Raw genomic sequence first — 13,146 nt, forward strand, 5'->3', positions numbered from 1 at the left:
TTTTCAAGTCAAACAGCCGTTCTCAGCGGAACTTGCTCTTGTGCCCCGTCTTGAGGTCCAGCGCATAGCGCACGCCGTTGTCCGTCAGCATGACTTCATCGGGCGGCTCCTCGCCGGCCAGGGCGCCGTCGATCAGGGGCAAGCCTTCGCCCTTGCGCATCAGGTCGTCGCAGCGCTCATACACGTTGACGCAGCCTGTGGAAGCCATCAGCGATTGCACGATGGCCACTTTCCACGCGTCGACGCCGCCGGCGTTGAATTCGCAGATCAGATAGCCTTGCACGCCGCCAAACAGCTGCACCACCAGGCCGGGCAAGCCCTCGTCCTCGCCCTTGATCAGGGTCAAAAGCTGGTTGTCGCCCGCCTTCTTGATGGCTGGCAGTTTTTTCTCGATGGCGGCCTTGACCCTGCGCTTGATCAGCGCGTGGTCGACCGGTTCGTCTTCCTTGAAGCTCCAGATGCGCGCGCGGATCTGCGACTTCGAATTGTAGGCGGCGCGGGCGATGAACTGCTTCGACGAGCTTTGCACGATGGCCGTCGAGCCGGGCTTCATTTTTTCCTGCGGCTTGCCTTCGACTTTTTCAATCGCGGACGCGTAAATCCACGATTGGCCCAGCAAGCTCTTTTCCTTGCCCTGTTTGATGGTGATGATCAGCATGTAATTCCAGTAGTGTGAGCGGCGCGTGCCGCTCGTCGTATGTCCAATACCCGCATGATACCTCATGCCATCCTGTCGCATCCTCCTGCATTCCATGCCGCTGCCGGCGCAGTCTGTCGCAGCGCGCTACGCAGGCGCGGCCAGCTGGCATACCATGCATGCAGTCCAATTCAAAACAGGGAGCAAGAATGACACAGCCACTTTTCCACCGCCGCCACGCCAGCACCGCGGCCGCCCTGCTGCTGGCCGCCTGCGCGCTGGCCATCCCGGCCGCGCCGGCGCTGGCCTCGCCGCTCGACTGGATTTCCGGCAACAGCATCCAGGGCAGCGGCAAGCTGCAAAAGCAGACGCGCGAAGTGGGCAGTTTCCATGCCGTGGCGCTGAACGTGCCGGGCACGGTCGAATTGCGCATCGGCAACACGGACAGCGTCACCATCGAAGCCGACGACAATATCCTGCCGCTGATCGACACGGCCGTGGAAAACGGCACCCTGCGCATCCGCCCCGCCAAGCGCAACGCCAACTTCCGCCAGAGCAGCCTGACCATCGTCATCCAGGCGCGCCAAGTGGAGCGCGTCAGCGTGGGCGGCTCGGGCAACATCACGGCAACGGGCTTGCGCGCCGACAATCTGCGCTTCGACGTGGGCGGCTCCGGCTCCATCAACGCGCGCGACCTCGACAGCCGCCAGGTGTCCATCGCCATCGGCGGCAGCGGCAACTTCAAGGCCAGCGGCAAGACGGAGCAGCTGACGGCCTCGATCGGCGGCTCGGGCAATATCCAGGCAGGCCGCCTGGCCGCGCGCGAGGTCCAGGTAAGCATCGGCGGCTCGGGCGAGGCGCAAGTGTGGGCCAAGGATGACTTGACCATCAGCATCGGCGGCTCGGGCGAAGTCAGCTACTACGGCGACCCGCGCATCAGCCGCAGCATGCAGCGTTCGAGCAGCATCAAGCACCTCGGCAGCGCGCCTAACTGAGGACACCTGTCAAAACCTACTGCGCGTCGCGATTTGCGGCCTGCGATGCTCACTGTGCATTCGCACAGCTCCGCTTCTCAGCCACAACTCACATCCGCTCGCTACGGTTTTTGCCAGGTGTCGTGATGATTAAAAAAACAAAGCCCGGAACGATCCGGGCTTTTTGCGTTTCAGACAGCCAACATCAGCGTGCCGGCTTCACCGGTTCGCGGTCGATCAGGACCGTGTTGACGCTGTCCGTCAGCCAGATCTGGCCATCCTGGATCGTGCATTGCAGCTGCATGGTGCGTTGCGCCAGCTTGCTCATGTCTTGCGCCGCCTCGGATGGCAGGTTGATCACGGTCAAGTTCTTCGCCCGTTCCAATTTATTGGCGATCTGCTTCCACCAGATGTGGCTGGTTGCGCCATAGCTGTAGACGATGACCTGCTCCGAACGGCCGCAGGCCTTCAGGATGCGTTTTTCGTCCGGCTGGCCCACTTCGATCCACAGCTGGATGGCGCCCGTCAAGTCCTTCTGCCACAGGTCGGGCTCTTCCGTATCGAACAGGCCCTTGGTGAAGGTCAGCGCCTCGTCGGCGTGGATGGCGAACGCCAGCAGGCGCACCATCATGCGCTCGTCCGTCTCGGACGGGTGGCGCGCCAGGGTCAGCGCGTGATCCTGGTAGTAATTGCGGTCCATGTCGGCGATCTGCAGATCGGCTTTGAAAATTGTTGCTTTGAGGGCCATCGTGTTTCTGTCTCGGTAAAGTGAATAGTGAAGTCGGTATCAGCGGAAAACCACCGTCTTGTCGCCATTTTTCAGGATGCGGTGCTCGACGAACCATTTCACGGCGCGCGCCAGCACCACGCACTCGACGTCGCGGCCGATGGCCGTCAGGGTTTCCGCATCCATCGCATGGTCGACGCGCTCGACGTCCTGCTCGATGATCGGGCCTTCGTCCAGGTCGCCCGTGACGAAATGCGCCGTCGCGCCGATCAGCTTGACGCCGCGGTGATGCGCCTGCGCATACGGCTTGGCGCCCTTGAAGCTGGGCAGGAAGGAATGGTGGATATTGATGGCGCGGCCGTCGAGCGCCTGGCACAGGCCGGGCGACAGGATCTGCATGTAGCGCGCCAGCACCACCAGGTCGATCTTGTGCGTGTCCATCAGCTCGATGATCTTCGCTTCCTGCGCCAGCTTGGCCGCTTCCGGCGCGCCGGTGGCCAGCGGCAGGTGGTGGAAGGGAATATTGTAGCTGGCCGCCAGCTGGTAGAACTCCATGTGGTTCGACACGATGGCGGGGATTTCCACGTTCAGCAAGCCGCTCTTGTAGCGGAACAGCAAATCGTTGAGGCAATGGCCGATCTTCGACACCATCAGCATGACGCGCGGCTTGACGCGCGCATCGTGCAATTGGCCATGGAACTGGCCATTGAGCTGCATGACTTGCGACAAGTCGGCAAAGTCGCTGCGCAACTGGGCGTCGCTGACGGCGCCGTCTTCCAGCGCGAAATGCACGCGCATGAAGAACAGCTGGGATTCCTGGTCGCCGAACTGGGCGGAATCGAGGATGTTGCAGCCGTGTTCGGCCAGGAAGCCGGAGACGCGGTGCACGATGCCGCGCTGGTCCAGGCAGGACAGGGTCAGGATGTATTCGGGATGCGTCATGGTCGCGGAATAAGGCAAAAATTTAGGGCTATGCTCGGCTCAGCCACGCGCGCCGGCCATCGGCTGCGCTGCCGCGAGCCGGCTATTGTCGCACGGCCGGGCCTGTAAACCTGCATTTTCCGCACAAGCAACATGGCTGCCGGTGGCGCCAAGCTGATTGACGTTCGTTTGATCTGGCGCAAAGTCATCGCGTTTTTCCGCCTGCAGGGCCCCATTCTCGCGCCAAACCGGTACCTGGCGTGGAACCTGGCACGCCATCCGGCGTCTATCCCTTTGCTTGTTTCACCATACGCCGCATCCGGTGCACCGGATGTTTTCTGGATCAGTTTTTCATTGAGGTAGAACATGTTCACAAACAGTATTTTCCCCAGTCTCAGCCCCGCCCTGAAGTCCCATCTCGAGGCCCAGTGCAATTTCGCCACGGAACTATCGCGCAAGATGTTCGATACGGCGCAGCAATTGAGCGAGCTGCATCTGCGGCTGGCGCAAGACTTGCTGCAGGAGTGGAGCAACGCCAGCCAGCAACTGCTGGGGGCACGCGACACGGGCGAGTTCATGTCGCTGGCCGCTGGCCAGTTGCAGCCAAGCAGCAACAAGCTGCACCAATACCAGCAGCAGCTCGGCAATCTCGTCGCCAGCGCCAATGTCGAGATGAACCGCACGGCAGAGAACCACCTGCCCGAAACGAGCCGCACGGCCGTGGCCTTCGCTGACGAAGTGGTGCGCAAGACGGCCGAGGAAACGGAAAAAGCCACGCAGCGCCAGCGTGAAATGATCGAAAAAATGCACGCCACGGGCCACCGCGACGGCGCTGGCCGCAGCCACGATACCAACAGGCAATCCGACCAGGCGCATTGAGCGCCTGCATGGACCACTTGACCCCCACTCGACAGCAAGGAGAGCGACATGGCTAGCAATCAAGGTAATGAACAGGGCAAAGGCGCTGGCAGCAGCCAGAAAGCCAGCGAATCGGGCAGCGCCAAAGGCACGAGCAAGCGCGGTTTCGCCGCCATGAATGAGCAGCAGCAACGCGAAATTGCCAGCAAGGGCGGCCAGGCAGCCCATCAAAAGGGCACGGCGCATGAATTCGACTCGGAAGAAGCACGCCGGGCCGGGCAGAAAGGCGGTGAAGCCGTCAGCCGCAATCGCGAACACATGGCGGAAATCGGCAGGAAAGGCGGCGAAAGCCGGCAATCGGCCCAGCGCGCCAATGAAAGCCGCAGCAGCACGGCGGCGCGCAGCGGCGGCAGCGAGCAGGGCCGCACCGGCCGGCAGGGCGGCAAGGACGAGGACGACAAGGGCTGACCGGGCAGGCGCGGCTTGACGCAGCAAGGCACGGGGCTTGGCCGCCCCGTGCAAGGGCTGGCGCAGCGCGTGGCGCGGCGGTATGGTACATTCTCGCCTTACCGACACCTCCGCGCCACGCCCCGCCCTTCCCCGCATGCAGCCATCCCTGAAATACCTGAGCGCCTATTCCGAACAAACGCAAGCGCAAGTGCAGCAACTGATCGCGCAAGACAAGCTGGGCGAAGTGTTGTTAAAACGCTATCCGAACGCGCACGACGTGCGCAACGACAAATCGCTGTACCAGTATGTGCAGGACTTGAAGAATGAATTCCTGCGCAATGCCGAGCCCATCAACAAAGTGGCGTTCGACAGCAAGATCCACGTGATCCAGCATGCGCTGGGCTTGCATACCTCGATCTCGCGCGTGCAGGGCGGCAAGCTCAAGGCCAAGCATGAAATCCGCGTGGCCACCATGTTCAAGGAAGTGCCGCTGGAATTCCTGCGCATGATCGCCGTGCACGAACTGGCACACGTCAAGGAAAAGCAGCACGACAAGGCTTTCTACAAGCTGTGCACGTATATGGAACCGCAATACCACCAGTACGAATTCGACGTGCGCCTGTACCTGACCCAGCTCGACCTGTCTGGCCAGCGCCTGTGGTCATGAAGTCCTGTTCATGACGTCCACGTAAAAATGCCGCCCGGTATCCGCTGGGCGGCATTTTTACTGATGCGCCGGCATGGCCGGCGCCATGATCAGGCTCAGGCGGCGTTCTTGCGGCGCAGCATGAAGCCCAGCAGGCCCAGTCCGCCCAGCAGCATGCCGTAGGTGGCCGGTTCCGGCACGGCGCTCACGCTGGCGGCGATATTGTCGACCTGGAAGGTATGCAAGGCGCCCTCTTTCCACGAGGCCGACAGCAGGTTATCGAAACCCGTGAACGTGTAATTGCTGAAGTTATGGCTGCCATTGAGGCTGAAGGTCTGGGTCACCGTGCCGCCGCCCACCTGATGGCCGACGAAGGTCACGTCAAAGGAACCCGGCAAGCTCACGAAGTCGGCCAGGCTGATCGAGCTCAGCGAGAAAGCGGCGCCATCGGCACGGCTCAGGGTGGTCGTCGACAGGGGCGTCGCACCGAGACCGGCCGAACCCGCATAGGCGAAGTTGCTCTGATGTGCCGAGCTCAACAGGCCCAGAAAGCTGCTGTCGAAATTGTAGCCGCCTTCGGAATAGGAGTTGAAGACGGAACCGAAGTAGCCCGGTTGTTCCAGGGCATCGAAGCCGATGGTGGTGGTTTGTGCCTGGGCGCTGGCGGAGGCCGCGAGAATGGCGGCGACAGCGGTCGCTCGCAAGAGGGTCATAGGTTTCAAAATAGCATCCTTTCGAGATGATGAAGTAGCGTGGCTGTGGCAACTTGAAACGGATCGGCACCTTTTTTTGGGAGTCTGTACAACGCTCGTCGGTGTCCGATATTCCTAACTTTTGAACCATGCCAGTAGACCACACCAATGCCTAAAAAGCATCTTCATTTTCAAAAAAACATGCTACAGAAGCAATATTCTAGCCATATTTTTATTAATTAAGTCACCAAGCCCGATCAATTTTCCCGTGCGGAAATAAAAAAGCCATGCAGCGCACAGTGCATGGCTCTCTTCAAGCGACAGGAAAAGTGTTGACTGGCGGCACCCGCACGGCCAGGCAAAGATGGAGCTACGGCGCACACTCCTTCAGGCGCTGCACCAGCGCGGCAGGATCGGCGTCGGCATTCAGGAACGCCGCGTGCTGCGGGCGGATGAAGCCCTGCTCCTTGCCGTTTTGCACAAAAGCGATCAAGCCATCATAGAAACGGTCGACATTGAGCAAGCCGATGGGCTTGGCATGCAAGCCCAGCTGGGCCCACGTGAGCATCTCGAACAGCTCTTCCAGCGTGCCATAGCCGCCGGGCATGGCGATGAAGGCGTCGGACAGGCTGGCCATCATCGCCTTGCGCTCATGCATATCCTTCACGATGAACTGGCGCGTCAAGCCCATGTGCCCCACTTCGCGCTCCACCAGCTGGGTGGGAATCACGCCCGTCACCTCTCCGCCCAGGCGCAGCACTTCATCGGCGATCACGCCCATCAGGCCCACCTTGCCGCCGCCATACACGAGAGAAATATTTTCCGCCACCAGCACGCGCGCCAGTTCGCGCGCCGCCACGGCATAGTCCGGCGAGACGCCCGCGTTGGCGCCGCAGTACACACATAAAGCCTTGATCACGGTATTCCTATCCTTTCAATTCATCGATCGCCGCCTCGACCTCGAGGCGTTCCTTGGCGTCCAATGCCACGCACTCGGCCGCCTTTTCATACAATGCCAGCGCTTCCGCCAGCTTTTTCTTTCCGTCGAGCATGTTCAACGCGCGCGCATATTCGCTGTGCGCCAGCGCCGAATGGGGCGTCAGGGCCAGCGCCGTCTTGAAGTGCTGGTAGCCGTCTTCCTTGTTGGCGCCGTAGGTCAGGCCGCCGATCATGGCGCCGACCTTGTCGATAATTTCCGTATGATAAATCCCAAACGCGATATGCGCTTCCGCATGCATGGGCGCGATCGTCATCGTGCGGTCCAGGCTATTGCGCACGCGCGCCCCCATGCCTTGCGCCAGGGCCTTGACGACGGACGTGCCCAGCGCATAGCGGCCCAGGCTGTAGGCATGCCAGTAGTAGCCGGCCGGATTGTCCGGCTGCTCGCTCTGCTGGCGCTCGCAGCGCTCGGCCACTTCCTCGTACATGTCGAGTTTCTGGCTGTCGTCCACTTCCAGGTGCGTGGCATAGATGCAGGTCGCCTTATGCGCCACCGCATAGCCGGGCACGCCGACAGCCAGGCCCAGCTTCACGGCCCGCTCGAAGTCGCCCGCATGGAAGGCCAGCCAGGCTTGCAGCAGCGCCGGGTGCGTGGGAAACGGTTCCACATCGCCCGCATGCAGGCGCGACCAGGCCGCTTCCAGGGTGTGCGGCGTGTAGACATATGCTGCGTCCGGATAGGGGAATTGTTTCCAGGCCATCTCTCTCTCCTGTAAATGACGACGTGGCGCCAGCAGCCGCGTCAGTCGTTCTTGAGTTTGGTCACATACTCTTCCGACAGTTTGCGAAACAGCAAATGTGTTTCATTGCGCAAATAGGGTCCGATCAGGGACAGCACCTGGTAGCAGCCGCGCGCCAGCGCATCGGACATCGATTGCTGCTCGCTGTACTTGCGCGGGTTGCGCACGTACTCGTACGACAGCCAGTAGGTGGCAACGACCACCATATTCGTCGCCATCGCAGCGACTTCCATGTCCGATGCTTCGAGCGACTGTTCGCTGCGCAAATCTTCGCACAGCTGCGTGGCCACCTTGATCTTGTGCGCCAGGATCAGCTTGAAGTGCAATTCCAGCTTGCGGTTGCGCGACAACAAATCATTGAGGTCGCGGTAGAAAAAGCGGTAGCGCCAGATCAGTTCGAACATCAGGTGCAGGTACAGCCAGACGTCCTCGATATTCGAGCGGCGCCCGTCAGGCACGGTCAGGATGCGTTCGATTTCCGCCTCGAACTGGACGAAGATCGAGTTGACGATGTCGTCCTTGTTACGGAAGTGGTAATACAGGTTTCCCGGCGAAATGTTCATCTCTTCCGCAATCACGGTCGTCGTGATATTCGGCTCACCAAACTCATTGAACAGGCGCAGCGACAACTCCAGGATGCGTTCGCGGGTACGGCGTGGTGCTTTTTGTAGCATGGCGGGCAATCTCTCTGTGTTCTGCCTCAAGCATACCACCTAAGATAGCCGTAATGAAACACTCCGCCCCATGGCAGCAGCGAATAAGGCAGGCAAAAAAAAGCCTGCGCGAGCAGGCCGGAGGAATGCTGCGCCAGCTCAGGCCGGCGGCGCTTTTTTCTTCGCCGCCGCTCTGGCGGCTGGCTTGGTCACGGGCTTGCTCACGGGCTTGGCGGCGGCGCGCGGCGCCGCCTTGGCTTTCGTCCTGGCAGCCGGCTTGGCCGGGGCCTTGGCAACAGCTGCCTTCGGTGCGGCTTGCGCTGCGGCTTTCGGCGCCGTCTTCGCGGCAGGCTTGGCCACGGCCTTCGGCTTGGCCGCCGGCGCAGCCTTGCCCGGCAGCGCCGCCACCTGCGCGCTCAAGGCATCGATCCTGGCGTGCAGCGCGGCGATGTCGTGTTGCATGGGCACGCCGATGGTGGCCAGCGCCCGCGCCACGCGCTCTTCAAACACCTGTTCCAGCTTGTCCCAGGAACCGCTGGCCTGCTTGCCCACGCCATCGGCCAGCTTGCTGACGCTGTCGCTGACATCGGCCACCTTGTCTTCGGCGCGCTTCTGGAATTCTGTGCCCTCCTTGACCAGCTTGGAAAACACGCGTCCGCCCTCTTCCTGCGCCTTGGCGAAGGCGCCCAGGCCCGCTTGCCAGATCTGCTGCGCGGACGAGCGCACGGCGCCCGCCAATTCCTTGTCTTCAGTCAACTCCTTCAATTTCTTCACCATCGCCAGCTCCCGTCATGTGAAAGGCCATGCCACTTCATGGATATTTTTATTCTAGTGAGCAAAACTAGAGACGGGAGTCTAATTCGCTGGAAAGCTGCTTCCCAGCGTGCGCCAGCGCACGCGGCGGCAAGCGGCCTGCGCCGCCAGCGCCTAGGCCGCCGCTTTCACCGGGCCATGCAGCAGCTTGTGCAGGCGGAAGCCTTCGCGGATATTCTCGCGCAGCACGGCGCCTTTCCACGGCTTGGTATAGAAGCGGTCGACGGCGCCGCGGTTGATGGCCGCCATGATGGGCGTCAGGTCGGCAAAGGCGGACAGCATGATGCGGAAGGTGTCGGGGCACAGGTGCTTGACCCGCTCCATGAATTCGGTGCCGCTCATGAGCGGCATGCACTGGTCGCACAGGATCACCTGCACCTTGTGGCGCGCCAGGATGTCGAAACCCTCGGCGGCCGTCTGCGCCGTCAGGATGCGGTAGCCGTCCTGCGCCAGGAAGTCGCTGAGCACGTCGAGCATGAAGACATCGTCGTCGACGATCAGCAAGGTTTGCTGCTCTTCGCTGCCATCATCCTGCGGCGCCTGCAGCAGCTTGCCGCCCATCAGCATCTGCTCGAATTCTTCCTGCGGCACGGGGCGGCTGAAATAATAGCCCTGCATCTCGTCGCAGCCGTGGCGCCGCAGGTAGGCCAGCTGCGCATCGTTTTCCACGCCTTCGGCGATCACTTCCAGCTTCATGCTGTGGGCCATGCTGATGATGGCCAGCACGATGGCCGCGTCGTCCGGGTTGCTGGTCACTTCGCGCACGAAGGCGATGTCGATCTTCAGCTTGTCGATGGGGAAGCGCTTCAGATAGGCCAGGCTGGAATAGCCGGTGCCGAAATCGTCGATCGATATCTGGATGCCCAGCGCCTTGAGATTGCGCAATACGGCGATGGTTTCCTCGGCGTTCGACATCAGCGAGCTTTCCGTCAGCTCCAGCTCCAGCAGATCGGGCGCGATATCGTGCTTGCGGATGGCCTTGAGCACCTCTTCTTCCAGGCCGCCGACGAAAAACTGGATGCCCGACACGTTGACCGACAGGTGCACGGGGCCGATGCTGCTGGCGCCCCACTCGCTGATCTTCTTGCAGGCCTCGTCGAGCACCCAGTTACCCACGCGCACGATGAGCCCCGTCTCTTCCAGCAGGGGGATGAACAGGGCCGGCGAGACCATGCCGTGGCCGGGACGGCGCCAGCGTATCAGGGCCTCGGCGCCGCTGATGCGCCCCGAGATGATATTCACCTTGGGCTGGAAGAACAGCACGAATTCCTCGTTGTCGATGGCACGCCGCAGGGCATTTTCCATGTCCAACCGCGCCATCGATTGCGCGTTCATTTCCGCCGTGAAGAAGCGGAAGGCGTCGCGTCCCGCTTCCTTGGCGCGGTACATGGCCGTGTCGGCATATTGGATCAGGGTGTCCGCGTCGGCCGCGTCTTCGGGGAACACGGAAATGCCGATGCTGACCGTCACCGTCACCTCGTGGCCCTGCAGGTCGAAGGGCTTGCGCATCGCCTCGCGGATCTTGTCGACCACGCCCACGGCATGCTGGGCGCCTTCGGGCAGCAGCAGGATGGTGGCAAATTCATCGCCGCCAAAGCGGCCGATGGTATCGCGCACGCGCAGGCAATCGACGAGGCGGCTGGAAAACTGGCGCAGCAGGTCGTCGCCGATGGTGTGGCCCAGGGTATCGTTGATATTCTTGAAACGGTCGATATCCATGAACAGCACGGCCACGGCCCACTGGTGTTCGGCCGCCTGGGCCAGGGAATGGCTCAGCGAGGCGTAGAACTGGCTGCGGTTCGGCAGCCCGGTCAGGGTATCGAAATGGGCCAGCTTCATCAGGCGCTGTTCGGCATCCTTGCGCTCGGTGATGTCGCGCGCCACGGCCACCAGGATCCAGCTCTGCCCCGAGCGCAGGGTGCGCCGCTGCACTTCCACCGACAGGGGCGAACCGTCCTTGCGCTGCAGCTGCAATTCCGTCATCGGGCCGCCCTGGTCGCCGGCCAGCAGCTTGTTGTACAGCTCTTCCAGCTGGGCTTCGCCCTCGTGTGCGCGGCCCGGTCCCACGCGCAGGAAATCCTCGCGCTCGAAACCGAGCATGCGGCAAGCCGTCTGGTTGACGTCGACAAAGCACATGCCGGCGCGGTCGACGAGGAAAATCGCGTCGGCCGTGGCGTCCATCGCCAGGCGGAAGCGGCGCAAGTCTTCATCGAGGCGGATGCGCGCCGCCATGTCCAGGGTCAGCTGCTCGTGGTGGCGCTTGATTTCGTCGTACAGCAGCAGGTTGTCGTAGGCGACGGCAATCTGCGCCGCCACCGTGGCGGCGACGCGCTCGTCGACTTCGGAAAACTCGTTCGCCCCCAGCTTGTCGACCAGGTACAGCCAGCCGTGGCTGCGCTCGCGCGAAGCGATGGCCACGCCCAGGAAGGAATGCACGGGCGGGTGCGTGTCGGGCAGGCCCAGCGCGCCGGGGTCGCCCTTCAAGCCATTGACCCGGTAGGGCTGGCGCTGTTCCAGCAAGCGGTTCAGGATGCCCGTGCGCGGCGCGCTGGCGATGCGCTCGAGGTTCTTCTCGGCGCCGCACGAGGAAAAATAGCTGAGCTTTTCGGCGCCCTCTTCCAGCACGCCGATGCAGGCGTACTTGGAGACACAGATATTCTGCGCCACCTTGCAGCCCGCCTCGATCAGGGCGCGCGGATCGCGTTCGGCGCCCAGCTCGATGCCCAGCTCGATCAGGGCCGTCAGGCGCAGGCTCACCGCCTGCAGGCTCGACAGCGAGCGCGACAGGCGCTCCGTCATGACGCCCAGGTCTTCGGGGATGGCGGCCTGGCCCTCGCGCTGGCTGGCCAGCTGCGAAATCTGCTGGCTGCTCGATTCGAGTTCGTCGATATAGCCGCTGACCTGGTGCTCGATGCCGGCCAGCTTGCCCGTGGCCGGAGGCGCCGCGGCGCTGCCCGCGCCCGGCGCGGCCGGCCCCTGGGCCGCCGGCGGCATCAGTCCCAGCGCCTCGTTGACGGTGCGCACGATGACTTCCGGGTCGGACGGCTTGGGCAGCACCCAGCGCACGCCGCAGGCCTGCGCCAGCAGGATCGCTTCCTGCTCGCGGTAAGTGGCCGTATAAAAAATGATGGGCACGTCGGTCAGCGCGGGATCGGCATGCACGCGCGTGACGAATTCGTAGCCGTCCATGTTCGGCATGAGGATGTCGGAGATGATCAGGTCCGGCCGCTCGGTGCGCAGGATTTCCAGCGCGTCGGCGCCATTGGCCGCCTCCAGCAGCCGGTGGCCGCCGTAGCCCAGCAGCGCGGTCAGGAATTCGCGGTTCAGCACATGATCATCGACGATCAGGATGGTGGCTATGTCGTTTTTAACTGGCGTCGACGGCGCCCCGGGTAAAAAAGACTCCAGCTCCGCGACGAACAGGTCGGGCTCGATCGGCTTGCCGATGTAGCCGTTGAAACCCGCTTCGAGCAGGCGTTCGCGGTCGCCCACCATGGCCAGCGCCGTCACGGCCAGGGCCGGGATCTTGCGCAGCAGCGGGTCTTTTTTCAGTTCCGCCACGACGCCATAGCCGTCGAGCTTGGGCAAATGCACGTCGCAAATGATCAAGTCCGGCAATTCGCTGCGCGCCATGCGCACGCCCTCTTCGCCGTCATAGGCGGCCAGCGGCGTGTACCCGAAGGCGCGCAGCAAGTACACCATCAATTCCATATTGGTGGCGTTATCTTCGATAATCAGGATACGTGCGGACAATTAGCGCCCCCAATAAAAACGGCATGGACTCATTTTCTGCCTGCGTTCAACTTTCCGCATGCGCGGCCACCATAACAATCCTACAACATCTTGCCATACATTCAGAGAAATAGCTGGCAACCGGGTGTCTGCGGAACGGCGCAAGCGGCCTCAGGAACAAATTTCTCCGCCTGTCTTCCGACGTTAGCTTAATACAGTACGCCAGTGGAAAACAGCATTATCTGCCCCTTGCGTTGTTAAACAGGGGCAACAGCAGAGTCAAAAGAGACAGTCTTGCCATGCA

At 62.1% G+C, this 13,146-nt stretch carries 13 protein-coding genes; 4 read left to right on the top strand and 9 right to left on the bottom strand.

Annotation, left to right across the window (positions count from 1 at the left end):
• Nucleotides 1-22 precede the first annotated feature (22 nt).
• On the bottom strand, nucleotides 23-658 hold the full coding sequence (locus AC1RJW_RS20470; RefSeq protein WP_436500667.1) for a class I SAM-dependent rRNA methyltransferase: 636 nt from the start codon (nucleotides 656-658) through the stop codon (nucleotides 23-25).
• 188 nt (nucleotides 659-846) lie between these two features.
• On the opposite strand from AC1RJW_RS20470, the gene AC1RJW_RS20475 reads away from it, so the two are divergent.
• Complete coding sequence (locus AC1RJW_RS20475; RefSeq protein ID WP_493046608.1) at nucleotides 847-1,632, top strand: head GIN domain-containing protein; 786 nt, start codon at nucleotides 847-849, stop codon at nucleotides 1,630-1,632.
• Between the two features lie 184 nt (nucleotides 1,633-1,816).
• Here AC1RJW_RS20475 and AC1RJW_RS20480 read toward each other — a convergent pair whose 3' ends face one another.
• Both AC1RJW_RS20480 and purU read right to left on the bottom strand, forming a co-directional pair.
• A complete protein-coding gene (locus AC1RJW_RS20480; protein ID WP_070291303.1) occupies nucleotides 1,817-2,359 on the bottom strand; it encodes a YaeQ family protein in 543 nt (180 codons plus the stop codon).
• 39 nt (nucleotides 2,360-2,398) lie between these two features.
• On the bottom strand, nucleotides 2,399-3,280 hold the full coding sequence (gene purU / locus AC1RJW_RS20485) for a formyltetrahydrofolate deformylase (protein WP_493046609.1): 882 nt from the start codon (nucleotides 3,278-3,280) through the stop codon (nucleotides 2,399-2,401).
• Nucleotides 3,281-3,625: 345 nt separating this feature from the next.
• Between purU and AC1RJW_RS20490 the strand changes: the two genes are divergently transcribed.
• The 3 genes from AC1RJW_RS20490 (at nucleotide 3,626) to AC1RJW_RS20500 (ending at nucleotide 5,234) form a co-directional block, all read left to right on the top strand.
• On the top strand, nucleotides 3,626-4,138 hold the full coding sequence (locus AC1RJW_RS20490; protein WP_493046610.1) for a phasin family protein: 513 nt from the start codon (nucleotides 3,626-3,628) through the stop codon (nucleotides 4,136-4,138).
• Between the two features lie 48 nt (nucleotides 4,139-4,186).
• A complete protein-coding gene (locus AC1RJW_RS20495; protein ID WP_493046611.1) occupies nucleotides 4,187-4,585 on the top strand; it encodes a KGG domain-containing protein in 399 nt (132 codons plus the stop codon).
• A gap of 136 nt (nucleotides 4,586-4,721) precedes the next feature.
• On the top strand, nucleotides 4,722-5,234 hold the full coding sequence (locus AC1RJW_RS20500; protein WP_070304061.1) for a YgjP-like metallopeptidase domain-containing protein: 513 nt from the start codon (nucleotides 4,722-4,724) through the stop codon (nucleotides 5,232-5,234).
• Nucleotides 5,235-5,329: 95 nt separating this feature from the next.
• On the opposite strand, the gene AC1RJW_RS20505 is transcribed toward AC1RJW_RS20500, so the two are convergent.
• The 6 genes from AC1RJW_RS20505 to AC1RJW_RS20530 all read right to left on the bottom strand — a co-directional run bounded on the left by AC1RJW_RS20505 (nucleotide 5,330) and on the right by AC1RJW_RS20530 (nucleotide 12,863).
• The gene (locus AC1RJW_RS20505; protein ID WP_493046612.1) at nucleotides 5,330-5,926 is read right to left on the bottom strand and encodes a PEP-CTERM sorting domain-containing protein; all 597 of its coding nucleotides are present in this window, start codon (nucleotides 5,924-5,926) and stop codon (nucleotides 5,330-5,332) included.
• Nucleotides 5,927-6,275: 349 nt separating this feature from the next.
• Nucleotides 6,276-6,821, bottom strand: coding sequence for an LOG family protein (locus tag AC1RJW_RS20510; protein ID WP_046682536.1), 546 nt, complete (start codon nucleotides 6,819-6,821; stop codon nucleotides 6,276-6,278).
• Nucleotides 6,822-6,831: 10 nt separating this feature from the next.
• Nucleotides 6,832-7,605, bottom strand: a complete 774-nt coding sequence (locus AC1RJW_RS20515) for a hypothetical protein (protein WP_493046613.1) — start codon at nucleotides 7,603-7,605, stop codon at nucleotides 6,832-6,834.
• A gap of 41 nt (nucleotides 7,606-7,646) precedes the next feature.
• Nucleotides 7,647-8,318, bottom strand: coding sequence for a TetR/AcrR family transcriptional regulator (locus AC1RJW_RS20520; protein WP_034758777.1), 672 nt, complete (start codon nucleotides 8,316-8,318; stop codon nucleotides 7,647-7,649).
• A gap of 138 nt (nucleotides 8,319-8,456) precedes the next feature.
• A complete protein-coding gene (locus AC1RJW_RS20525) occupies nucleotides 8,457-9,074 on the bottom strand; it encodes a phasin family protein (RefSeq protein ID WP_493046614.1) in 618 nt (205 codons plus the stop codon).
• Nucleotides 9,075-9,224: 150 nt separating this feature from the next.
• Nucleotides 9,225-12,863, bottom strand: a complete 3,639-nt coding sequence (locus AC1RJW_RS20530) for an EAL domain-containing protein (RefSeq protein WP_493046615.1) — start codon at nucleotides 12,861-12,863, stop codon at nucleotides 9,225-9,227.
• Nucleotides 12,864-13,146: the final 283 nt, after the last annotated feature.

This window comes from Janthinobacterium sp. GW822-FHT07A03, assembly GCF_058798815.1.

Excerpts from the sequence above, each read along its gene's own strand:
- purU (WP_493046609.1), bottom strand. The coding sequence starts at position 3,280 with ATGACGCATCCCGAATACATCCTGACCCTGTCCTGCCTGGACCAGCGC.
- AC1RJW_RS20500 (WP_070304061.1), top strand. The coding sequence starts at position 4,722 with ATGCAGCCATCCCTGAAATACCTGAGCGCCTATTCCGAACAAACGCAA.
- AC1RJW_RS20475 (WP_493046608.1), top strand. The coding sequence starts at position 847 with ATGACACAGCCACTTTTCCACCGCCGCCACGCCAGCACCGCGGCCGCC.
- AC1RJW_RS20520 (WP_034758777.1), bottom strand. The coding sequence starts at position 8,318 with ATGCTACAAAAAGCACCACGCCGTACCCGCGAACGCATCCTGGAGTTG.
- AC1RJW_RS20505 (WP_493046612.1), bottom strand. The coding sequence starts at position 5,926 with ATGACCCTCTTGCGAGCGACCGCTGTCGCCGCCATTCTCGCGGCCTCC.
- AC1RJW_RS20480 (WP_070291303.1), bottom strand. The coding sequence starts at position 2,359 with ATGGCCCTCAAAGCAACAATTTTCAAAGCCGATCTGCAGATCGCCGAC.
- AC1RJW_RS20490 (WP_493046610.1), top strand. The coding sequence starts at position 3,626 with ATGTTCACAAACAGTATTTTCCCCAGTCTCAGCCCCGCCCTGAAGTCC.
- AC1RJW_RS20495 (WP_493046611.1), top strand. The coding sequence starts at position 4,187 with ATGGCTAGCAATCAAGGTAATGAACAGGGCAAAGGCGCTGGCAGCAGC.
- AC1RJW_RS20525 (WP_493046614.1), bottom strand. The coding sequence starts at position 9,074 with ATGGTGAAGAAATTGAAGGAGTTGACTGAAGACAAGGAATTGGCGGGC.
- AC1RJW_RS20470 (WP_436500667.1), bottom strand. The coding sequence starts at position 658 with ATGCTGATCATCACCATCAAACAGGGCAAGGAAAAGAGCTTGCTGGGC.
- AC1RJW_RS20515 (WP_493046613.1), bottom strand. The coding sequence starts at position 7,605 with ATGGCCTGGAAACAATTCCCCTATCCGGACGCAGCATATGTCTACACG.